19 protein-coding genes are annotated in these 18,370 nt (G+C 50.4%); 11 read left to right on the forward strand and 8 right to left on the reverse strand.

Annotated features, from left to right (window positions below):
- Positions 1 to 2: 2 nt before the first annotated feature.
- Positions 3 to 1,499 (reverse strand): GH3 auxin-responsive promoter family protein, encoded by a 1,497-nt coding sequence (locus tag I2I11_RS08650; protein ID WP_196267293.1) that lies wholly within the window; start codon positions 1,497 to 1,499, stop codon positions 3 to 5.
- Between the two features lie 165 nt (positions 1,500 to 1,664).
- On the opposite strand from I2I11_RS08650, the gene I2I11_RS08655 reads away from it, so the two are divergent.
- The gene (locus I2I11_RS08655) at positions 1,665 to 2,099 is read left to right on the forward strand and encodes an OsmC family peroxiredoxin (RefSeq protein WP_196267294.1); all 435 of its coding nucleotides are present in this window, start codon (positions 1,665 to 1,667) and stop codon (positions 2,097 to 2,099) included.
- 62 nt (positions 2,100 to 2,161) lie between these two features.
- Entirely contained in the window at positions 2,162 to 2,671 is a 510-nt protein-coding gene (locus tag I2I11_RS08660; protein ID WP_196267295.1) for a hypothetical protein, read from the forward strand.
- Between the two features lie 235 nt (positions 2,672 to 2,906).
- On the opposite strand, the gene I2I11_RS08665 is transcribed toward I2I11_RS08660, so the two are convergent.
- The 6 genes from I2I11_RS08665 to I2I11_RS08690 form a co-directional block, all read right to left on the reverse strand.
- On the reverse strand, positions 2,907 to 3,527 hold the full coding sequence (locus I2I11_RS08665; RefSeq protein WP_196267296.1) for an acetate uptake transporter: 621 nt from the start codon (positions 3,525 to 3,527) through the stop codon (positions 2,907 to 2,909).
- A gap of 522 nt (positions 3,528 to 4,049) precedes the next feature.
- A complete protein-coding gene (gene dnaA / locus I2I11_RS08670; RefSeq protein ID WP_196267297.1) occupies positions 4,050 to 5,474 on the reverse strand; it encodes a chromosomal replication initiator protein DnaA in 1,425 nt (474 codons plus the stop codon).
- A 104-nt stretch (positions 5,475 to 5,578) separates the two neighbouring features.
- Entirely contained in the window at positions 5,579 to 6,508 is a 930-nt protein-coding gene (locus I2I11_RS08675; protein ID WP_196267298.1) for a bifunctional metallophosphatase/5'-nucleotidase, read from the reverse strand.
- A gap of 12 nt (positions 6,509 to 6,520) precedes the next feature.
- Entirely contained in the window at positions 6,521 to 7,279 is a 759-nt protein-coding gene (locus tag I2I11_RS08680) for a 5'-nucleotidase C-terminal domain-containing protein (RefSeq protein ID WP_196267299.1), read from the reverse strand.
- 260 nt (positions 7,280 to 7,539) lie between these two features.
- Complete coding sequence (locus tag I2I11_RS08685; RefSeq protein ID WP_196267300.1) at positions 7,540 to 7,932, reverse strand: hypothetical protein; 393 nt, start codon at positions 7,930 to 7,932, stop codon at positions 7,540 to 7,542.
- 102 nt (positions 7,933 to 8,034) lie between these two features.
- A complete protein-coding gene (locus tag I2I11_RS08690) occupies positions 8,035 to 9,384 on the reverse strand; it encodes an amidohydrolase (RefSeq protein ID WP_230679986.1) in 1,350 nt (449 codons plus the stop codon).
- 143 nt (positions 9,385 to 9,527) lie between these two features.
- Between I2I11_RS08690 and I2I11_RS08695 the strand changes: the two genes are divergently transcribed.
- The 9 genes from I2I11_RS08695 to meaB all read left to right on the forward strand — a co-directional run bounded on the left by I2I11_RS08695 (position 9,528) and on the right by meaB (position 17,894).
- Positions 9,528 to 9,908, forward strand: a complete 381-nt coding sequence (locus I2I11_RS08695) for a YkvA family protein (protein WP_196267301.1) — start codon at positions 9,528 to 9,530, stop codon at positions 9,906 to 9,908.
- A gap of 87 nt (positions 9,909 to 9,995) precedes the next feature.
- Positions 9,996 to 11,834 carry a methylmalonyl-CoA mutase family protein gene (locus I2I11_RS08700; protein WP_230679987.1) on the forward strand — a complete coding sequence of 613 codons (1,839 nt, stop codon included), beginning with the start codon at positions 9,996 to 9,998 and terminating at the stop codon, positions 11,832 to 11,834.
- Between the two features lie 160 nt (positions 11,835 to 11,994).
- Positions 11,995 to 12,204: a hypothetical protein gene (locus I2I11_RS21245; RefSeq protein ID WP_230679988.1), complete on the forward strand. Its 210-nt coding sequence runs from the start codon at positions 11,995 to 11,997 to the stop codon at positions 12,202 to 12,204.
- The gene (locus I2I11_RS21250; protein ID WP_230679989.1) at positions 12,198 to 12,485 is read left to right on the forward strand and encodes a GNAT family N-acetyltransferase; all 288 of its coding nucleotides are present in this window, start codon (positions 12,198 to 12,200) and stop codon (positions 12,483 to 12,485) included. The genes I2I11_RS21245 and I2I11_RS21250 overlap by 7 nt, the downstream gene beginning before the upstream one ends.
- A 90-nt stretch (positions 12,486 to 12,575) precedes the next feature.
- Positions 12,576 to 14,720 carry a methylmalonyl-CoA mutase gene (gene scpA / locus I2I11_RS08710; RefSeq protein WP_196267302.1) on the forward strand — a complete coding sequence of 715 codons (2,145 nt, stop codon included), beginning with the start codon at positions 12,576 to 12,578 and terminating at the stop codon, positions 14,718 to 14,720.
- A gap of 168 nt (positions 14,721 to 14,888) precedes the next feature.
- The gene (locus I2I11_RS08715; RefSeq protein ID WP_196267303.1) at positions 14,889 to 15,293 is read left to right on the forward strand and encodes a hypothetical protein; all 405 of its coding nucleotides are present in this window, start codon (positions 14,889 to 14,891) and stop codon (positions 15,291 to 15,293) included.
- Between the two features lie 19 nt (positions 15,294 to 15,312).
- Positions 15,313 to 15,468: a hypothetical protein gene (locus I2I11_RS08720; RefSeq protein ID WP_196267304.1), complete on the forward strand. Its 156-nt coding sequence runs from the start codon at positions 15,313 to 15,315 to the stop codon at positions 15,466 to 15,468.
- Between the two features lie 110 nt (positions 15,469 to 15,578).
- A complete protein-coding gene (locus I2I11_RS08725) occupies positions 15,579 to 16,730 on the forward strand; it encodes an NHL repeat-containing protein (RefSeq protein WP_196267305.1) in 1,152 nt (383 codons plus the stop codon).
- 183 nt (positions 16,731 to 16,913) lie between these two features.
- A complete protein-coding gene (gene meaB / locus I2I11_RS08730) occupies positions 16,914 to 17,894 on the forward strand; it encodes a methylmalonyl Co-A mutase-associated GTPase MeaB (RefSeq protein ID WP_196267306.1) in 981 nt (326 codons plus the stop codon).
- Positions 17,895 to 18,007: 113 nt separating this feature from the next.
- Here the strand turns inward: meaB and folB are convergent, their stop codons facing one another.
- Positions 18,008 to 18,364 carry a dihydroneopterin aldolase gene (folB, locus tag I2I11_RS08735; RefSeq protein ID WP_196267307.1) on the reverse strand — a complete coding sequence of 119 codons (357 nt, stop codon included), beginning with the start codon at positions 18,362 to 18,364 and terminating at the stop codon, positions 18,008 to 18,010.
- Between the last annotated feature and the right edge of the window lie 6 nt (positions 18,365 to 18,370).

An 18,370-nucleotide genomic window follows, 5' to 3' on the forward strand; every position in this document is an offset into this window, starting at 1 on the left:
TCTTAATTCGTAATTGCCAGCAGGCCAGAGGCCAGGTGGCGGTCGTTGCTCAGGCGCGGCACTTTGTTCTGGCCGCCCAGCTTTCCCTGCGATTTCATGTAGTTGCGGAACGTGCCTAGCGGCAGCGATGTAATTTTAAGGTTTTGCAGAATGTTGCCTTTTATCAGGTCGTCGTAGTAGGAATTGAGCTTTTGCAGCTGGCTTTCCAGTTCTTTTTCAAAATTGTCCATGTTAAGCGGCGGACGGGCAAACTCTACCAGCCACTCGTGGTACGACTGCCCCTGATTCTGGCTTACGTATGGCGCCACCGTAAACTCTACCAGTTCTACATTGCTGAACTTGGCCATGGTGCGCTGCATGGCTTTTTCCACCTCCTCGCCTATCACGTGCTCGCCAAAGGCAGAAATAAAATGCTTGATGCGGCCGCTCACCACCACCTTGTATGGCTGTATGGATGTAAACTTCACCGTATCGCCGATGGCGTAGCTCCACAAGCCGGCATTGCTGCTTATTACCAGCGCATAATTCACATCAGGCTCCACCTCCCCAATGGTCAGGCGGGTGGGCTGCGGGCTAAAATATTCTTCGGCAGGTATAAACTCGTAGAAAATGCCCGCATTCAGCAGCAGCAGCAAGCCACGGTCGTTTTGCTCGTTCTGGTAAGCAAAAAAACCTTCGGATGCCGGAAACAGCTCAATAGAATCCACCTCTTTGCCTACAGATTCGATAAGCTTTTTGCGGTAAGGCTCAAAGTTCACCCCGCCGTATACAAACAGCGAGAAGTTCGGAAAAATATCCTTTATCTTTTTGCCCGTCTGCCGCATCAGCTTATCAAAGTACATTTGCACCCATGGCGGAATACCCGAGATGAGCGTCATGTCCTCTTCAATGGTTTCTTCGATTATCTGGTCCAGCTTGGTTTCCCAGTCTTCAATACAGTTGGTTTCGTAGCTGGGCAGCTGGTTGGTGCGCAAATAGCCTGGCACGTGGTGGTTGGCAATACCCGACAGGCGGCCGGTTTTAATACCGCCTACCTCCTCCAGTTCGGGGCTGCCCGACAGGAAGATCATCTTGCCATCAATAAACTGCGCTTTACCCGTTTCATGCACGTAATTCAGCAAAGCATCGCGGGCGCCGTTAATGTGGTTGGGTATGGAATCGCGGGTGATGGGGATATACTTGGTGCCGGAAGTAGTGCCCGACGTTTTAGCCAAATAGAGTGGTTTGCCCGGCCAGAGTACATCCGCCTGGCCCTGCTTTACCAAATCAAAATACATAGACAACCCCTCATAATCGCGCACCGGCACAGCTTTTACATAATCTGCATGACTTTTTATATTTGAGAAGCCATGATCCCGGCCGAAGCGGGTGTGCTGTGCTTTATGCAGAATCTCTTCAAAAACAGCCTGCTGCGCCGCTACCGGATGCTGCACCCAGCTTTGGTGCTTTTTGTGCACAAAGGCAGCCAGCGGCTTACTCAACAACGCTTTTACACCCATAGAATCCGTTTGTATATGGTAAATATAGGCAGATAAACGTTTATTGCCATCATGCCGGCCATTTTCAGGCCAAAGCAATCCGAAATTTCCGGTAAACAGTAAAGCTTTGTTAACCTTATGCGCTTAAATTAGTTTTAAAGTAGTATAAACAAAAAATCGACATCTATGAAAAAGCACACTGCAAAAGCAAAATGGGAAAAAGGCCTGAAAGATGGCTCCGGAGAGTTACAGACAGGAAATGGCGCTGTTCAGGCCAAGTATAGTTATGCCTCCCGCTTCGGCGACAGCACCAGCGGCACAAGTCCCGAAGAACTGATTGGCGCTGCCCATGCCGGCTGTTACTCCATGTTTCTGAGCGCCCTGATGGGCAATGAAAATATTACACCAGACTACATCGAGACGACTGCCAGCGTATGGCTGGGCGAGAAAGACGGCGGACCGCTGATTCAGAAGATAGAATTGCGTACCGAAGCCAAAGCTAACGGCCTGAGTGAAGAGAAATTCCAGCAGCTGGTACAGCAAGCCAAAGCGGGCTGCCCGGTATCGAAAGCGCTGGCTGCCGTACCGGAGATAACGGTTGAGGCAACGCTGAAAGGATAAATTTATTATATTGCGCCAAAGTCATCCTTCTGGCAGCAATTGTTTCACTAAATTTATACTTTATGGCAGCGTCTGGTAGTAATGCCCGATCGACGTTGGTGGTACAGCTTGGTCCTACCCGCAGTGCAAAACTATCTTTTAGTGTTCTGATGGCGCTCTCCCTGCTTTGGCTGGGCTGGGCTGCCTTCCTGCTTTTTTCCGACAGAACCAGCGGAAGCGAGGCTTACCTGTACTACATCTTTTTCGGGTTGGCTGTTGTTTTCCTGCTTTATGTGGTGCTTCAGAATACTTCTGTGTTTGGCGTACAGTCTTACATCGAAGTAACGCCAGAGTACATTGTGCAGAAGCAGGGCGCTTTCCGGACCAAGCACATCATCCCCATACCTGAGATTAAGGAAGTGCACATTTCGCCACTGGCCCTGCAGGTTACCAGGAGAGATGAATCAAAAGTCTACCTGAATCTGAAACAGGTGCGCAAAAGGCGCGATTTGGAAAAGATTAAAATGAAAGTGCGTGACATGGCGCAGGAGCACGGCTATACCGTTACAGAATCGGCCAGCTTCCACGCTTAAACAGGCAGCGCTTATAGTATAAAACAGCGGCGGCTATACTTAGAGCAAGTATAGCCGCCGCTGTTTTTATCAGGCCGGATCAGCTTGGTTTCTTAGCACTGATTATCGTTACTTAAGTACCCGGACAAAATCAACTTGCACTATCTATAAAAGCATCATGCCCCTCAAGCTACTGCATACCAATCGCAGATAGCATAAAAAGGCCTGTGTCTTGATACCTGATACTTGTGTCCTTTTACTTATCTGTAGCGAAGTTTAAATTGGAGGGTTTGGCGATGATACCTACGGGCAGTAGTGTTTTCCCATATACTTCGTTCAGCAAAGTAGCCGCTGCCGTATAGATAGCAGAAGCGCCGCATACGATACCCTCATACCCGGTAAATGTTTTGATGGCTGCATTGCCGGTGGCATCGCCGAGGGCTAGTAAAAAAAACAGGATGGTTAAGGTCGCAAACACAAATTGCAGGGCCCTGCTTATTCTTAGTGTGCCAACAAAAAGCAGCGCTGTAAAAATGCCCCACATAACTAAATAAGCAACCATACCTGTTTCAGAAGCAGGAACAACCCAGCCCAGTTTAGGCATCACGAGCAAACCCACCAGTGTAAGCCAGAAAAACCCATAAGAAATGAAGGCGGTGAAGCCAAAGGTATTGTTCTTCTTTGCCTCCATAATGCCTGCAATAATTTGTGCCAGCCCGCCATAAAAAATCCCCATGGCAAAAATCATTGCGTTCATCTCAAAAATGCCTGCATTGTGCAGGTTCAGTAATACAGTGGTCATACCAAATCCAAAAAGGCCCAGGGGAGCAGGATTTGCAGAAGTGTCTTTTATGGCAATAACATCCGTTTGGCTCATGGTATATCTATGTTTGTTTGGCTAAATGCTTTGCAGGTAAATCCGCGATAGCAAGCAGAAGCTCTTTATTTCAGATGTTGTACTATGCTTCTACTGGAGGTATTTCCCTTTACAGCTATCTCCGCAGTGCTATACTACACATTTACAACAATAAGTGCAATACTTCAGCTGCTACGCGCTCGTTAGCAAGCGCTCAACCTGTTAACCATTTCCCTGATCTCTGCGGGATACCAGGGAAGTTTATGTTCAGGCACATTTCGCTTCTCAAAGCTTCTTAGGCGCCTCAACCGGCTCGCCGGTTGGTATAGTGTATGCAGAAAGGAGTTGCCAGCAGCTTACGGAGCAGCAGAACCGCTATGTCTTCACTCCTGTAAAGAAGTATAAGGGAAGTAAGGAATAAGGGGAAGGAAATTACCGGCACAGTTTCGGCACAGCACCTGGAATGCTGTTTTTGCCGGTCGGTGCAGAAGTAATATTCAATATGATGCTAAAGCCGAACTGCAGAAAAGCGGTTGTAGCTTATCAGCCTGCCTTCGATTTAAACTTTTTCTGAAGTTCCTGTATGCTGGCCTTAAATTTCTTATCGGTGTCGATGAGATCGGAAACGGTTTGTACGGAGTGAATGACGGTGCTGTGATCACGGCCGCCAAAGTGATAGCCAATGGATTTAAGGGAGTGACTGGTAAACTCCTTGGCAAAGTACATAGCTACCTGGCGTGCCGTTACAATTTCTTTCTTGCGCGTTTTGGCTTTAAGCGAGTCCAGGCTTACCTGGAAATATTCGGCCACTGTTTTCTGGATGAAGTCGAGATTTACCTCCGTTTCCACATCCTCGATGATGTGCTTGAGCGCCTGTTTGGCCAGCTCCAGGTCTATTTCCTTGCGGTTCAGCGACGACTGCGCAATCAGCGAAATCAATACGCCTTCCAGCTCCCGCACGTTGGTGTCTACGCTGTAGGCCAGGTATTCCACCACGTTATCCGGAATATCAATGCCGTCGCTCTGCATCTTCTTCTGGATGATGGCCATGCGCGTTTCAAAATCCGGGCTTTGCAGATCGGCCGTCAGGCCCCACTTAAAGCGCGACAGCAGGCGCTCTTCCAGCCCTTTCAAATCGCGTGGCGGACAGTCAGAAGTCATCACGATTTGCTTGCCGGATTGGTGCAAATGGTTGAAGATATGGAAAAACATCTCCTGCGTTTTATCCTTGCCGCTCAGAAACTGCACATCGTCGATGATTAGAATATCCACCAGCAGGTAAAAGTTAGCAAAGTCCTGCACGTTGTTGGTGCGCACCGATTCGATGAACTGGTTTACGAACTTCTCTGAAGACACATACAGCACAAACTTTTCGGGGTCGCTGTTTTTTATCTGGTTGCCGATGGCCTGCACCAGGTGCGTTTTGCCAAGCCCAACCCCGCCATACACCATCAGGGGGTTAAAAGAAGTAGTGCCGGGCTTGTTGGCTACCGCATATCCTGCCGAGCGCGCCAAACGGTTACAGTCGCCCTCAATGTAATTCTCGAAAGTATAAGTGGCGTTTAGCTGCGAGTTCAGAAAGTGCCGGTCGATGGTTTTCGACTCGAACGGATTCTTGATAAAGTTCTGCTCCGGCCTATAGGAATTAACAACAGCCTGCGGTATTTTTTTGGTGGGGATATTGACTGTCTGCGGTTTGTTCGACTCATTGCCGCGGTCCACGATAATAGAGTATTCCAGCCTGCCCTCGCTGCCGAGTTCCTGGTAGATAACCTTCTTCAAAAGCTGCACATAGTGCTCCTCCAGCCATTCGTAGAAGAACTGGCTGGGCACCTGTATAGTTAGTACGCTGTCGCGGAGTGATATCGGCTTTATTGGCTCGAACCAGGTTTTAAAGCTCTGTTCGCCAATATTTTCCTTGATCACCTGCAGGCAGTTACTCCATACAGTAGAACAGTCTTTAATCATCCAGTTTTCCAAGATACACGAGATCCGTTTGGTGAAATAAGCCTCTCCTTAACGGCGGGGGGTTACAAAAATGCTCAAATAATTTAAAACAAAAAATTATTTATTCACGAAGTTAATACAGGGTTATCCACAGGCAGCACCAGGGCACTTACGCCTGTTTTTTGCCTGTTTTTTTTATTGAAGGTAAAGTCGATACGGCCTAAGAAGATACCCGACCAGCCTACCTGGTTCACCAGGGTTTCGCCGCCGGCGTTTTGTACCACGGTAGGTTCGTCCAGAAAAGTATGGGTATGGCCACCGATAATTAAATCGATGCCGGGTACCTGTTTTGCCAGTTTTAGATCATCAATTTTATCAGTTTTGTAGCTATAGCCCAGGTGCGACAGGCAGATAACCAAGTCGCATTTCTGGTTCTGGCGTAATTCCTGCACCATTTCCTGCGCGACTGGCACCGGATCAATGTATTGGGTTTCGCCGTAGTTCTCTTTGCTCACCAGCCCCGCCAGTTCAATACCCAGGCCGAAAACGCCAATGCGCAATCCCTGCTTTTCAAACACCTTGTACGGCTGAAACCGGTTTTCCAGAATAGTGCCGCCAAAGTTATAGTTAGCTATCAGAAACGGGAATGTTGCTTTTGGCAACTGGTTCTGCAGCCCTTGCAGGCCGTTGTCGAAATCGTGGTTGCCCAGCGTGGCTGCATCGTATTGCATCCGGCTCATCAGTTTATACTCCAACTCCCCGTTAAAGAAATTAAAGTATGGCGTGCCCTGCCAGATATCGCCTGCATCGAGCAGCAGCACGTTGGGTTGTTCTTTCCTGATTTTTTCGATAAGGGTGGCGCGTCGGGCCATGCCGCCCATGCCCCCATACTTGCGCCCGTCGTTTGGCATCGGGTCGATGCGCGAGTGCTGGTCGTTGGTGTGCAGGATGGTGAGCGTTACACTTTGCGCTGCCTCTGCCGGCAAAGGAAAGCCCAGCAAGCTGATACCCGCCGCCCCTACTGCCGATGCTTTCAGAAAGTCTCTTCTTTTCATAAGATGATTATACTATGGGAGCACTGTTACGCGTGAATCAGTGTCGGCCGTGACAGGCTGGCCTGCCGCTGTCAGCTGCCTGATTTGCTGCAGAATGGCATCGCGCAGCAGCAGGCCTACTTTCTCAGTTTTGGTTGCTTTTTTCAGCATGTTCAGGTCATCGCCGCCACCTGCCAGGTAATCTGAGGTGACCAGGGTATAACTTTTAGCCGGGTCAAAGGGCTGCCCGCCGATTTTAATGTCTGTCGGTTTGCCGTTTTTCACGGTATAAGTAGCGCCGCCAATGGGCGCCCACTTTTTTTCGACGGCATAATCAAACAGCTCCTGCACCGTACTTCCGTCCAGCGTCAGCACCACCAGTTCGTTCTCGAAAGGCATGAGTTCAAATACATCGCCAACATTAATTTCTCCCTTCGGCAGCGGCTGGCGCAGTCCGCCATTGGTGGTGAGTGACAAGTCGATGGGCTTGCCATAGAGCGGCTGGCTTTGCGCTATTTGCAAATCAACCACAAAGTTACCCAGCGGCGACTCATACTCCGCTTTGCCGAGCGCTTCGGGTGCAAAGCCTATCACTTCGCTCATTTTCTCGGTTACCTGCCGACGGTAAGGCGCGATGACGGCTTCTGTCTGCGGATCGGCGGTAATGGTGCTGTCCACCGGCACGTCGGTATTGGCCAGGCTCGGTGAGGCTTGCCAGGCCAGCGGCTGGCAGGCGCCTACGAGCAATGCCACCAGCGCAACACCGAGGCTCTTCCGGAATCTGATTTTCATGTGAGGAGGTCTGTTGGATAACTTGTCCACAAAAGTACAGTCTTCGCCGGAGCGGCGCAAACGGAGTTGCAGAACGAGTCTGGTATTGTTAACCATCTATACTCGAAAAAACGAGAGCGTATGGTGCTGGTGCGAGTTTGCAGCTTGTACTAAATTGTCTGCTCCTTTTGCATCCTAAACGGCATGCTTTGCTGCTGTTTTATACTTCTCTGCCCATTTATACCAAGGCTATTTACCGTTGCATTTGCGGCTCGCTGTCTTTAGCTATAAAAGGAGGTGATTCTTTTATAGTGTTCCCATTCTACTAATTCATAACCAGCAACGATTGAGTCATTCGCTAATTCTATTATCAGATAGCTGCCACTAACGGGGTCAATATTCCAACCATAATCAACTTCGATTTGATAGGCAATTTTGTTATAGTCCATATCAGCATAATTTTCTGGTTCGCCCAATAAATTAGTAACTTTTTGATATGTCATACCTTCATGCAGATGATTTTCCATAAGGTCCGTCACCATTATTTTTCTGTTTGCATAAAGAAAATCTTCTCTATCATTCCATGTTGTTTTATCAAACTCAACTTCCTTTGCCCCACAAGAAGCCAAAATTACCGACATAAAAATGATTATTACAAGATTAGAATTTCTCATACTTCAACTTGCACACATCTATACTATAAACAAGAAATATACTATAAATCACAAAGGCAGGCATATAAGACTACCTTTATAGTTAGCAGGAATAACTTTATTTTACTTCTTCCCTTTACCTGCCATGTAATTTAATGTCAGGCCTGTAAGCGTTTTCACGCCCAGTTTCATACCGCTTTCATCTATGTAAAAATCGGGCGTATGGTGCGGGGCAGCAGTGGCAGGATCTTTCCCTTTGGGCATGCCGCCTACAAAAATAAACAGGCCAGGTATTTTCTCCTGGTAAAAGGCAAAATCTTCGGCTCCTGTTACGGCTTTGGCCAGTATTACGTTCTGGGGGCCGGCAACCGCCTGCAGCGTGGGCAGCATTTTATCCGTCAGTGCAGGATCGTTGTAGGTAACGGGTGTTTGCGGAATAATTTCGACTTCAGCGGTAGCGCCGGCACTTTCGGCAATTTTCGTGGCTGTCAGCTTAATTTTGTCGTGTAACTGCTGTTGCATTTCCTTGTTCAGCGCACGGATGGTGCCTTCCAGTTGCACCTCTTCCGGAATAATGTTGTTGCGCACGCCGCCATGTATCATGCCTACCGTTATCACGGCAGCATCCTCCGGCAGTTCTATCTGGCGGCTGATGATGGTTTGCAGGCCCATTACAATCTGTGAGGCGGTCACCACCGGATCGATGCCGCCCCAGGGGTAAGCACCATGCACCTGCTTGCCTTTTACCTTGATGCGGAAGATATCGGCGCTGGCCATGGTGCCACCCGGTTTATACTTCAGTTTGCCAACTTCTGTCTGCGAGTTGATGTGCAGGCCGAAAATCACTTCCGGCTTTGGTCCCTTTTCCAGCACGCCTTCCTGCACCATCAGGTTGGCGCCGCCAATCTGCCCCACCGGAGAGCCTTCTTCAGCTGGTTGAAAGATAAATTTTACTGTACCTGGCAGCTCATTCTTCATACCTGCCAGTACTTCAGCCGTTGCCATCAGCATGGCGATATGTGTATCGTGGCCGCAGGCATGCATCACGCCTACCTGCTGCCCGTTATAGGTGGTAGTTACTTTAGAGGCAAAAGGCACATCGGTGCGCTCTGTCACCGGCAGGCCGTCAATGTCTGCGCGCAGCGCTACCACAGGTCCGGGTTTGCCGCCTTTCAGCACGCCTACTACGCCGGTGCGTGCTACGCCTGTCTGCACTTCTATGCCAAGCTTTTTCAGGTGAGCGGCTATTTTGGCAGCAGTTTCGGTTTCATGGTTCCCCAGCTCCGGGTGCTCATGAAAATCGCGGCGCCATTCAATCATCTGCGGCTCCAGCTTATCGGCCATGGTGTTGGCACGGGCAATCAGTTTGCTTTGCTGCGCAAAAGCAGGCGCTGCCAGCAAGCCGAGCCCCAGGGCAGCAAGCAGGATGCGTTTGCAGAAAATATCGTTGCTGTTCATATGTATTGTTACCATAAATAAAGCGATAAATATACAATAATTTCAGGATGGATGATGAAGATGCGATTTATACCTGCGCACACTGCGAGGTCTTTGTTGTAGCAAGCAGATTCCACATCTCCCGAACATCTCACCCAGTTGCTCCCGTACAATAAAGTATGCTAAGACGCTGGAAAGAAACCGTTCGGAAACTTAAGGAGGATATTTATACCTTATACCTGGCTGCCAATGATCCGCGCATTCCGTTTGGGGCCCGGCTGGTGCTGGTTATAACGGTAGCCTATGCCTTCAGCCCCATCGACATCATACCTGACTTTATACCGTTGATAGGCTATCTGGATGACCTGCTGCTGTTGCCGCTCGGTATCTGGCTTTGTATTAAACTGATGCCGGATGAGGTGCTGGCCGAGTACAGAGCCAAGGCAAAAGCACAAATGATGGAGCGAAAACCCAACTACATCATGGCTGCTGTTATCGTTATCCTCTGGCTGCTGCTGGGTTACTGGTTTTATCAAAACTGGATAGCCCGCATCGACTAAACCTCGTATAAGCTGCGTATTTAGCCACCTGGCTCCGTGTAGCCGGTAAGGTATAAAGCTCTATATTTACAGGAAAATAAATAAGGTATGATGACTGACGAGCAGAAATTATTTCCGGATTTCAGCCCTGCAACGGCAGCTGCGTGGGAGCAGAAAGCACGCAAAGACCTGCGCGACATACCGCTCGAAAGCCTGACCTGGCACACCTACGAGGGCATTGACGTAAAGCCATACTATAGCCGCGAAGACATACAAAATCTGCCGCTGGCACAGCAGCAACCCGGCCGCTTTCCGTTTCTGCGGGGTCATAAAACCAACAGCAACAACTGGCTGAACATACAACAACTGAAGGCAGAAAACGACGGCCATACCGCTATAGACAAAGCCGCTGATGCGTTGGCGCGAGGCGCCGATGGTATTCTCTTCGTGGTGCTGCAGCCGGATTTGTTCGATGTGGCCTATCTCACCGAAAAGATAAACCTGAGCCAATGCTCCGTTGGTTATACTTTGGCGCAGCAGCCTGAGGCTTTTCTAACAAAGCTTTATGCCGAACCGGAGGCAAAGCAGCTATCGCCTTATAGCTTACACGGTTTTGTGAACTTCGACCCGATGACGGGCAAAGGCCAGCTTACGGATGAGGAGAATAACAGCCTTATCCGGGTACTGGAGCTAACCAAAGACAGTCCCGATTTTTACGGCGTTACGGTTTGTGGCACCAGTTTCAGCAGCATCGGCGCTTCCATCACGCAGGAGATTGCCTATACTTTGAACGCCGCCGTTGCTTACGTGCACCGCCTGACAGATGCCCGGGCAGCGCCCGGGCACGTGCTGCGCAACATGCAGTTTTATATGGCTTCGGGCACTAATTACTTTTTCGAGATTGCCAAGTTACGCGCATTACGCCTGTTGTGGGCTGCCATAACAGAAGCCTATCAGGCCGGACCAGGTACAGCCGCTAACCTACGCATTCATAGTATCACCTCCAGCTGGTATCAGACGACATTGGACCCTTACGTAAACATGCTGCGCGTAACCACCGAAGCCATGGCCGCCATTATTGCGGGTTGCGACAGCCTGACCGTTGTGCCGTTTGATAACACCTTTAAGCAGCCGGATGAATTTTCGGAGCGCATTGCCCGCAACGTGTCCGTTATCCTGAAAGAGGAAGCTTATTTAGATAAAGCCATCGATCCGGCTGCGGGCTCTTATTACCTGGAGTCGCTTACCAACAAACTGGCGCAAAAAGCCTGGGCACTGTTTAAAGAAGTGGAGGCCAAAGGCGGCTTTGAAGCAGCCTATAAAAGCGGGTTTATACTTGGCTCCATCACCGAAATCAGCCGCCGCAAGTTCCGGGATATTGCCACTGGCCGTGAGGTGCTGGTGGGCACCAACAAATACCCGAACCCCCATGAGAAAATTGATTTTGAACCGGAGGAACTGATACAGAGCGCCGGTTTTGATACCACCCGCGCCGCGTACCCTACCGAAGTAATGCGTATGGCCACAGAACTGCACCTGCGTAAACGCAAACGCCGGCCGAAGGCAGTGGTGGCCACTGTTGGAGACACAGAAGAGCGCCGCCTGAAAACTTCGTTTGCCCTTGAGTTCTTCAGGTGCTCCGGCTTTGAAATCGAATTACAGGAATATGCTTCTACAGCAGAAGCAGCCGACATCCTGCTGCATGCCGCTGCCGAAGTGGTGGTGGTTTCCTCATCAGAAGCGGCCTTTGTACGTGCGTTTGGCCCTAAACTGCGCCACCATCACAACAAGCCCATTGTTATACTGGCAGATGACCCGCAGCACATGAAAGCCGAAATGGTAGAGCATGGCTACGATGAATTCATTTTTGAAGGTTGTGACATGTCCGCTATCCTGAAGGCAGTGCAGCAAAGGCTGAAGCAGGAGGACATAAACGGCAACACTTAAGTATACTGCAGCACACTGATGATGGCAGCAAATACATTAGTTTCAGCTTAACACGTTTGCCGGAAAAAAAGACTGAAATGCTGGTTCCGCCTTAAACACTAAGGCGCTCTTTACAACCGGCAGCAGGATTAATTACAGCATACCTCTATTATTATACTTTATGCAACTGGATGATATTACCATCAGAACCTCTCTGAAACCGGGCGATATCGGGTACGTTATTTACGGCATGGTGCCCTTTACCAGCACGAATGCGGCTATGGCATTGCGTTTGAAAGTTACGTTGCCCAGGGGCTGCACGAGTTCTACAGCGGGTATAATCCGGAACTGGACAGGGTTTGGGTGGCAGAACATCAACATAAAATGGTAGGGTTCCTGCTGCTCCTGCATCGCCCCGGCAACACAGCGCAACTACGATACTTTTTGATTGAGCCGGAGTACAGAGGTATCGGGTTAGGTAAAAAGCTGATGGACCTGTATATGGCTTTTTTCAGGGCCATGGGCTATACTTCGTCTTACCTCTGGACCACACACGAGCAGGAAGCTGCCATAGCCCTGTACAAGCGCTATGGTTTCCGGCTGACCGAAGAAAAACCATCTACGGCCTTTGGCAAACCTTTAACAGAGCAGCGATATGATTTAAAAGTCTAGTATCGCTTCTCCTGAAAACAAAGTATACTTAAAGTGAGCGGATTGGCCGGACTCCGCCATACTTCGCTCGCCTACAATCAAAACTGAAACATGAAGCCTGACTTCTCTGACATTGACATAAACAAAATTGCCCCGGCTGCGGCCCAGCCCGAAGGCGCTTCAGAAGCAAAACCCTGGAGAACCGCCGAGCAAATCAAGGTGAAGCGCTTTTATACTTCGGAAGATGTAAAGGACTTTGAACACCTGGATTTTGCCGCCGGGTTGCCGCCCTACTTACGCGGCCCCTACAGCACCATGTATGTGCAAAAGCCCTGGACAATACGCCAGTATGCCGGTTTCTCGACTGCGGAGGAAAGCAATGCTTTTTACCGCCGTAACCTGGCCGGTGGCCAAAAGGGTCTTTCCGTCGCGTTTGATTTGGCCACACACCGCGGCTACGATTCCGACCATCCGCGCGTGGTAGGCGATGTGGGCAAGGCTGGTGTGGCTATTGATTCGGTGGAGGATATGAAAATCCTTTTCGACCAGATTCCACTTGATGAGATGTCGGTTTCCATGACGATGAACGGAGCGGTGCTGCCGATTATGGCCTTTTACATTGTAGCCGCCGAAGAACAGGGCGTGCTACCGGAGCAACTCAGCGGCACCATCCAGAACGACATCCTGAAGGAATTTATGGTGCGCAACACCTACATTTATCCGCCGGAGCCAAGTATGAAAATTATCGCGGATATTTTTGAATTTACTTCCCGCCACATGCCGCGCTTCAACTCGATCTCTATTTCGGGTTACCACATGCAGGAAGCCGGCGCCACTGCCGACCTGGAATTGGCTTATACCCTCGCGGATGGTTTGGAGTATGTGCGCACCGGTTTACAGGCAGGCATGGACATAGATGAATTCGCGCCACGGCTTTCGTTTTTCTGGGCTATCGGGATGAACCATTTTATGGAGATTGCCAAAATGCGCGCCGCCCGGATGTTATGGGCCAAGCTTATCAAGCAGTTTAACCCGAAAAACCCGAAATCGCTGATGCTGCGCACGCATTGCCAGACTTCCGGCTGGAGCCTGACGGAACAGGACCCGTTCAACAACGTTGCCCGCACCTGCGTGGAGGCGCTGGCCGCCGCGCTTGGCGGCACACAAAGCCTGCACACCAATGCGCTGGATGAGGCGATGGCGCTGCCCACCGATTTTTCGGCCCGCATTGCCCGCAACACACAGATTTACCTGCAGCAGGAAGCCAACATCACCAAAGTGGTAGATCCCTGGGGCGGCTCTTATTATGTGGAAACGCTGACGCACGAGCTGGCGCACAAAGCCTGGGAACTGATTCAGGAAGTGGAAGAACTGGGCGGCATGGCCAAAGCCATTGAAACAGGTTTGCCGAAAATGCGCATCGAAGAAGCCGCTGCCCGTAAGCAGGCCCGCATCGACTCAGGCAAAGACGTGATTGTCGGCGTAAACAAGTATAAACCGGATCAGATACAGGAAATCGACATCCTTGACATCGACAACACGGCCGTGCGCGAATCGCAGTTGCAGCGCCTGGCAAGTATAAAAGTCTCGCGCGACGAAGGCAGCGTGCTGAACGCGTTGCAGGCTTTAACCAATGCTGCCGAATCATGTGTGGGTAATTTGCTGGAACTGGCCGTGGAGGCCACCCGCCGCCGTGCTACGTTGGGTGAGATTTCGGATGCGCTGGAAAAAGTGTATGGAAGACATAAAGCCGTGATAAGATCGATTTCAGGTATTTACAGTGCCGAGCTCTCGGATGACGAGAATTTTGAACGCGCCAAAGCCCTTGCTGATAAGTTTGACGGGTTGGAAGGCCGCCGTCCGCGCATCATGGTTGCCAAAATGGGGCAGGACGGCCACGACCGCGGCTCCAAAGTTATCGCAACCTCCTTCGCCGACCTCGGCTTTGATGTGGACATCGGCCCGCTGTTCCAGACGCCTGCCGAAGTAGCCATGCAAGCCGCCGAAAACGATGTGCACGTGGTAGGTGTTTCTTCGCTCGCAGCCGGCCACAAAACGCTGGTGCCGCAACTCATTGAAGAACTCCGCAAACTCAACCGCGGCGACATCATGGTGATTGTCGGCGGTGTGATTCCGGCCCAGGATTATGATTTCCTGTTTAGAGCCGGTGCAACAGGTGTTTTTGGCCCGGGCACCATCATTTCCGTAGCTGCGCAGCATATTTTAGAGAAGCTGATAGAAAAAGTTGAAGGTTAAGAGTTTAATTAAAGAATGAAAAGTATAAAAAGCCACAGTTGATTCATGTCAGCAGTGGCCTTATACGTCCTACATTCCGGCGTTGGACTTAGTCCCGCGCCAGGAAACAGGTATTTAACCCCATACTTTAATTATCTTTGCTGCAGCCAATACTCTATTCTCCACACCATGTCCTCCAAAACCATCAAATATCTCTTCACAGCTGCAGCAGCCGTCCTCATCATCTGGTTCATCTATGATGCCTCGTCTCAGCCCGGCGTAGATGATCTGAAGGGCAACTTTAAAGAAATAGCCATGTACCGGAACGAAAACAACACGGGCCCTATCGTCCGGATTTACGCCGTAACTGTGGCGGATACGCTCTGGAACGAAATGCGCAAATATGGCGATTACATGCCGCACACCAAGTATGGCAACACCAAAGTATACTTCTTTTTGGCAGATAAACCGGCGCCAACAGCGGTTTATCCCGGCGATGCAAACTTTGATGCACGATTTCATAACAACGCGGTAGCCAGGTATGAAAAAGATGCGATGGGCCAGATAGCATTCGTAAAATATCCCTTCCGGTAGCATGCTTGCTAGTTTGCGTATGAATAATCCCATCAACTCCGGCGTCCTGCCTGCTACTCTCACCCAGAACGGTTTAGGCTGGACGAACAGTACGCTACTGAAATTGCTTGTACTTTGCCCCGAGCTGCTGCAAGTGAAGCAGGAAGCCACTTTGCAGGAGCAACAACAAGTATAAACTACTATTGCTGAGGTGCAAAGTTTTGCGCAGATACAGCGCGTAAAACTTCCTGCATGCACCTGGCACTAGGTTTGCAGATAGCTCGTTTAAGAATCAAAGGAGCTATCATGACTATACTTAAACACTTTGTAGCGGCAGTTATACTTTGTGTTGGCAGCTTTTCGGCTTTTGCGCAAGGCGAAACCGCCAACTGGTACTTCGGCAAGAACGCAGGTATCACTTTTAAGGGCGATTCGGCCATTGCCCAAACCAACGGCCGGCTGGTGACCGAGGAAGGCAGCGCCACACTGTCAGATAAAAATGGCAATCTGCTGCTGTATACCAATGGCATCACCGTCTGGAACGGCAAGCACCGCGTGATGCCCAACGGCAATGGCCTGATGGGCGGCAAATCCTCTACACAATCAGCGCTTATACTTCCCAAGCCCGGCACTGACAGCACCTTTTACATTTTCACGACCGATATCCAGGCGCAGTCCGATGGTTTGCGCTACAGTGTGGTGGATCTAAGCAAGGCCGGCGGCACCGGCGACATCGTTTCCAGGAATGTGTTTATGATTGCACCTGTTACCGAGAAGCTCACTGCCGTGCGCCACAGCAACGGCCGCGACTGGTGGGTGCTCGCGCACCGCTGGAACAGCAATGCGTACATCGCTTACCTGGTATCGGCGGATGGCGTAAGCGTGGAGCCGGTGATGAGCAACGTAGGCACGGTGCATGGCGGCCCCAACCGCAAGGCCATCGGCTATTTAGTGCCCTCGCCGGATGGCAGCCGCCTGGCTGCCGCCCTCTGGAACGACGACAGCAATTTCGAAATACTCGACTTTAACCGCAGCACCGGTGAAGTATCGAACCCTATACTGCTGAAAGGCTATACAGAAGCGTATGGGGTAGCTTTTTCGCCGGATGGCACCAAGCTCTATGGTACGACCAACAACGGCAAAGTGGGCAAAGGTCAGATCGTGCAGTTTGATTTAAAGGCAGGTAATGCCGCTGCGGTGTCCAAATCGGCGGTAGTGGTGGCTACCTCCGGCAGCCCGACATTGGGCGCTTTAGCATTGGGGCCAGACGGTAAAATATATGTGGCGCGAAAAGACAACAATTACCTCGGCGTCATCAGCAAGCCTGATTTAAAAGGCGTCGCCAGCACTTATACCGACGATGGCTTCTACCTGGCAGGACGAAAAAGCGATCTGGGCCTGCCAAACTTTGCCCAGGGCATCCGCACAGGATCTCCTCACAAAACCACCAGCCGCTAAGTATCATACTTGTACTTAGGTGAAAGTGCATCCTGATAATCCTTACTCAAAGCTATATCATCTATTTTATACTTTAAGGACTTCATTTTTGGCTATACTCTCTTCTATCTGTTTACCTTATGGCACTTATGGCACTTCGCTCAAAAATTCTACATTTGTAAGAGCATCACTTAAATAAAAGCTTTGGCCAAACGATACAGCCCCGAAACTTACGTGCAAGGCATTTTAGCCGGAGATCGCGTGCTGCTCAGCCGGGCCATCACGTTAGTGGAAAGCAAGCTACCCGCCGACCAGGAGCTGGCCCAGCAGGTAATCAGCCAGGTGCTGCCCCACGCCGGAAAATCGGTGCGCATCGGCATAACGGGCGTGCCGGGCGTGGGCAAGAGCACGTTTATCGAAGCGTTTGGTGATTTCCTGATAAAAGAGGCGGGCAACAAACTGGCGGTGCTGGCCATAGATCCTACCAGCCAGCGCTCCGGCGGCAGTATACTGGGCGATAAAACACGTATGGATTTGCTGGCCGTAAACCCGCAGGCCTACATCCGGCCTTCCCCGGCGGGCAAGTCGCTGGGTGGCGTAACCAAGAGCACCCGTGAAACCATTATACTTTGCGAAGCAGCAGGTTTTGACACTATTTTCGTGGAGACCGTAGGGGTAGGGCAGTCAGAAACGGCAGTGCATGCCATGGTAGACTTTTTCCTGCTGCTGATGCTGGCCGGCGCTGGCGATGAATTACAGGGCATCAAGCGCGGGATCATCGAAATGGCTGACGCCATCGCCATCACCAAAGCCGACGGGAGCAATACAGACAAAGCCAAAGCCGCCCGTGCCGAATACCAGAACGCACTGCACCTCTACCCGCCTGCCGCTTCCGGCTGGTTACCGAAAGTCAGTACTTGCTCTGCCCTGCAGCATATGGGCCTTGATACTATCCGGCAAACGATAATTGCTTATGTGGAGCTTACCAAGCGCAACGGCTTTTTTGAGCAAAAGCGCCGCGACCAGAACCTGCAGTGGATGTATGAAACTATCCGCCATGCACTGGAAGAAAATTTCTTTGCCCGTGAACAAGTAAAAGATCAGTTGCCGGGTATAGCGCAGGCGGTAAAAGAAGGACAGAAATCAGCTTTTGCTGCCGCAGCAGAATTGCTGAAGATTGTCTGAACCTTTTCGTTTCAAACTGTACAGCTTTTCCTATGTAGCCGGTGCCACTCAGGTAAACAAAAAGGCCGGCTCTTTTCCAGAACCAGCCTCATTTATATTCTTCCAGGAGTACCTTATCTTGCTTCCTCCAGCACCACTTTTGCCCATTTGCAGATGCCTCCGAGGGGTGGGTTATACTTGTACACGCTTACTTTTACCGAAGCTACAAAAGGAAACTGATCGTATACTTTGTCGATGATGCGGTGGCCGAGGTGCTCCAGCAAACGGGCAGGTGTGCCCATTTCCTCCAGCACCAGCGCGTACAGCACTTCGTAGTTTACGGTCTGGTGTAAATCATCTGTTTCGGCGGCACGGCGCAGGTCGGTGTCAATGTATAAATCGATGCCATACTTGTTGCCGATTTTCTGCTCTTCGTCGTAATAGCCGTGGAAGGCAAAGAACTCCATTCCCTCCAGTGCAATCTGCCCCATTTTTAT

This window comes from Pontibacter rufus, from assembly GCF_015694705.1.
Taxonomy (GTDB): domain Bacteria; phylum Bacteroidota; class Bacteroidia; order Cytophagales; family Hymenobacteraceae; genus Pontibacter; species Pontibacter rufus.

Coding starts and splice junctions, on each gene's coding strand:
- I2I11_RS21250 (WP_230679989.1), top strand. CDS start 12,198: ATGGTAGGGTTCCTGCTGCTCCTGCATCGCCCCGGCAACACAGCGCAA.
- I2I11_RS08690 (WP_230679986.1), bottom strand. CDS start 9,384: ATGGTAACAATACATATGAACAGCAACGATATTTTCTGCAAACGCATC.
- folB (WP_196267307.1), bottom strand. CDS start 18,364: ATGGGGCAGATTGCACTGGAGGGAATGGAGTTCTTTGCCTTCCACGGC.
- I2I11_RS21245 (WP_230679988.1), top strand. CDS start 11,995: ATGCAACTGGATGATATTACCATCAGAACCTCTCTGAAACCGGGCGAT.
- I2I11_RS08685 (WP_196267300.1), bottom strand. CDS start 7,932: ATGAGAAATTCTAATCTTGTAATAATCATTTTTATGTCGGTAATTTTG.
- I2I11_RS08675 (WP_196267298.1), bottom strand. CDS start 6,508: ATGAAAAGAAGAGACTTTCTGAAAGCATCGGCAGTAGGGGCGGCGGGT.
- I2I11_RS08680 (WP_196267299.1), bottom strand. CDS start 7,279: ATGAAAATCAGATTCCGGAAGAGCCTCGGTGTTGCGCTGGTGGCATTG.
- I2I11_RS08700 (WP_230679987.1), top strand. CDS start 9,996: ATGATGACTGACGAGCAGAAATTATTTCCGGATTTCAGCCCTGCAACG.
- I2I11_RS08720 (WP_196267304.1), top strand. CDS start 15,313: ATGAATAATCCCATCAACTCCGGCGTCCTGCCTGCTACTCTCACCCAG.
- dnaA (WP_196267297.1), bottom strand. CDS start 5,474: ATGATTAAAGACTGTTCTACTGTATGGAGTAACTGCCTGCAGGTGATC.
- I2I11_RS08665 (WP_196267296.1), bottom strand. CDS start 3,527: ATGAGCCAAACGGATGTTATTGCCATAAAAGACACTTCTGCAAATCCT.
- I2I11_RS08660 (WP_196267295.1), top strand. CDS start 2,162: ATGGCAGCGTCTGGTAGTAATGCCCGATCGACGTTGGTGGTACAGCTT.
- scpA (WP_196267302.1), top strand. CDS start 12,576: ATGAAGCCTGACTTCTCTGACATTGACATAAACAAAATTGCCCCGGCT.
- I2I11_RS08715 (WP_196267303.1), top strand. CDS start 14,889: ATGTCCTCCAAAACCATCAAATATCTCTTCACAGCTGCAGCAGCCGTC.
- I2I11_RS08695 (WP_196267301.1), top strand. CDS start 9,528: ATGCTAAGACGCTGGAAAGAAACCGTTCGGAAACTTAAGGAGGATATT.
- I2I11_RS08655 (WP_196267294.1), top strand. CDS start 1,665: ATGAAAAAGCACACTGCAAAAGCAAAATGGGAAAAAGGCCTGAAAGAT.
- I2I11_RS08650 (WP_196267293.1), bottom strand. CDS start 1,499: ATGGGTGTAAAAGCGTTGTTGAGTAAGCCGCTGGCTGCCTTTGTGCAC.
- I2I11_RS08725 (WP_196267305.1), top strand. CDS start 15,579: ATGACTATACTTAAACACTTTGTAGCGGCAGTTATACTTTGTGTTGGC.